The following is a 2,519-nucleotide window of genomic DNA, read 5'->3' on the forward strand; positions in this document are numbered from 1 at the left end:
GCGGCCCTTTGTTTCGGCTTTGGGCCGTTGGCTTGTGATTGAGAAGATTTTATCAACTGAGTTGCGATTTGCAGACCTGGCAGCGACCTACTCTCCCGCGTCTTAAGACGAAGTACCATGGGCGCAGGGGCGTTTCACGGCCGTGTTCGGAAAGGGAACGGGTGCAGCCACCCCGCCATAACCACCAGGTCGGCAAAGCGCAACTTGTTGTTTGAGAAGCTGGCAGGCGTAAGCCTGTTTTGTTTTGAACACGTCTTTGATCTTTCCGGCTGCGGGAGCTTGCGGCACCCATACAGGCCAGAGGCCGTCGCGCTTTGTGGCGCGGGCCGTCCGCAGCGCCCTTGGCGCGTCAGGACAAGGTCAGGCTTCATCAGCTTTGGCTGATGAGCATGAACAATGAGAACGATCAAGCCGATCGAGCTATTAGTACCGGTAAGCTTCATGCGTTGCCGCACTTCCACACCCGGCCTATCAACGTGGTCGTCTTCCACGGCTCTGATAGGGAACACTCGTTTTCAGGTGGGTTTCCCGCTTAGATGCCTTCAGCGGTTATCCCGTCCATATATAGCTACCCTGCTATGCCCTTGGCAGGACAACAGGTCCACCAGAGATATGTCCATCCCGGTCCTCTCGTACTAGGGACAGATCCTGTCAATATTCCTACACCCACGGCAGATAGGGACCGAACTGTCTCACGACGTTCTGAACCCAGCTCACGTACCGCTTTAATTGGCGAACAGCCAAACCCTTGGGACCTGCTCCAGCCCCAGGATGCGATGAGCCGACATCGAGGTGCCAAACAACCCCGTCGATATGGACTCTTGGGGGTCATCAGCCTGTTATCCCCGGCGTACCTTTTATCCGTTGAGCGATGGCCCTTCCACGCGGGACCACCGGATCACTATGACCGACTTTCGTCTCTGCTCGACTTGTCAGTCTCGCAGTCAGGCGGGCTTATGCCATTGCACTCGACGACCGATTTCCGACCGGTCTGAGCCCACCATCGCGCGCCTCCGTTACTCTTTCGGAGGCGACCGCCCCAGTCAAACTACCCACCATACACTGTCCCGGACCCGGATGACGGGCCGCGGTTAGACATCCATGACGATAAGGGTGGTATTTCAAGGATGGCTCCACGGAAACTGGCGTCCCCGCTTCAAAGCCTACCACCTATCCTACACATGCCGACACGAATGCCAGTGTAAAGCTATAGTAAAGGTGCACGGGGTCTTTCCGTCTGACCGCAGGAACCCCGCATCTTCACGGGGAATTCAATTTCACTGAGTCTATGTTGGAGACAGCGGGGAAGTCGTTACGCCATTCGTGCAGGTCGGAACTTACCCGACAAGGAATTTCGCTACCTTAGGACCGTTATAGTTACGGCCGCCGTTTACTGGGGCTTCGATTCAAAGCTTGCACCTCTCCTCTTAACCTTCCAGCACCGGGCAGGCGTCAGACCCTATACGTCGTCTTGCGACTTCGCAGAGCCCTGTGTTTTTGATAAACAGTCGCTACCCCCTGGTCTGTGCCACCCCATCATAGTTGCCTAAAATGGGGTCACGCTTCTTCCGAAGTTACGCGTGCAATTTGCCGAGTTCCTTCAACATAGTTCTCTCAAGCGCCTTGGTATACTCTACCTGACCACCTGTGTCGGTTTCGGGTACGGTCTATACGGTGGAGCTATTTCCTGGAACCGCTCCGCTGCCCTGATAATCCAATAAACCAGAACAACTTGTGCAATCCGTCACTACCACCAGGCCCACGAATATTAACGTGGTTCCCATCGACTACGCGTGTCCGCCTCGTCTTAGGGGCCGGCTAACCCTGCTCAGATTAACTTTAAGCAGGAACCCTTGGTCTTTCGGCGAGAGGGTCTCTCACCCTCTTTATCGTTACTCATGTCAACATTCGCACTTCCGATACCTCCAGGAGCCCTCACGGGTCTCCCTTCATCAGCTTACGGAACGCTCCGCTACCACTCCTCTTGCGAGGAATCCTCAGCTTCGGTGCATGGCTTCAGCCCCGTTACATTTTCGGCGCAAAGACCCTTATTTAGACCAGTGAGCTGTTACGCTTTCTTTAAATGATGGCTGCTTCTAAGCCAACATCCTGGTTGTTTTGGGATCCTCACATCCTTTCCCACTTAGCCATGACTTGGGGACCTTAGCTGGAGGTTAGGGTTGTTGCCCTTTTCACGACGGACGTTAGCACCCGCCGTGTGTCTGCCGAGTAGTACTCCCCGGTATTCGGAGTTTGGTTAGGATCAGTAAGACGGTGAGTCCCCATAGCCCATCCAGTGCTCTACCCCCGGGGGTATTCGCTCGACGCTCTACCTAAATAGATTTCGCGGAGAACCAGCTATTTCCGAGTTTGATTGGCCTTTCACCCCTAGCCACAAGTCATCCCAATCTATTGCAACAGATGCGGGTTCGGTCCTCCAGTTGGTGTTACCCAACCTTCAACCTGCTCATGGCTAGATCACTCGGTTTCGGGTCTAATGCAACAAACTATATCGCCCT

At 54.6% G+C, this 2,519-nt stretch carries 2 rRNA genes; both read right to left on the reverse strand.

The annotated features are described in order from the left end of the window. Positions 1 to 74 precede the first annotated feature (74 nt). Positions 75 to 189: ribosomal RNA gene (gene rrf / locus FHT70_RS29970) — 5S ribosomal RNA — on the reverse strand. Between the two features lie 213 nt (positions 190 to 402). Continuing rightward, a 23S ribosomal RNA gene (locus FHT70_RS29975) occupies positions 403 to 2,519 on the reverse strand; the annotation flags it as partial.

Origin of the sequence: Rhizobium sp. BK049, assembly GCF_014193135.1 — a bacterium.
Lineage (GTDB): Bacteria > Pseudomonadota > Alphaproteobacteria > Rhizobiales > Rhizobiaceae > Rhizobium.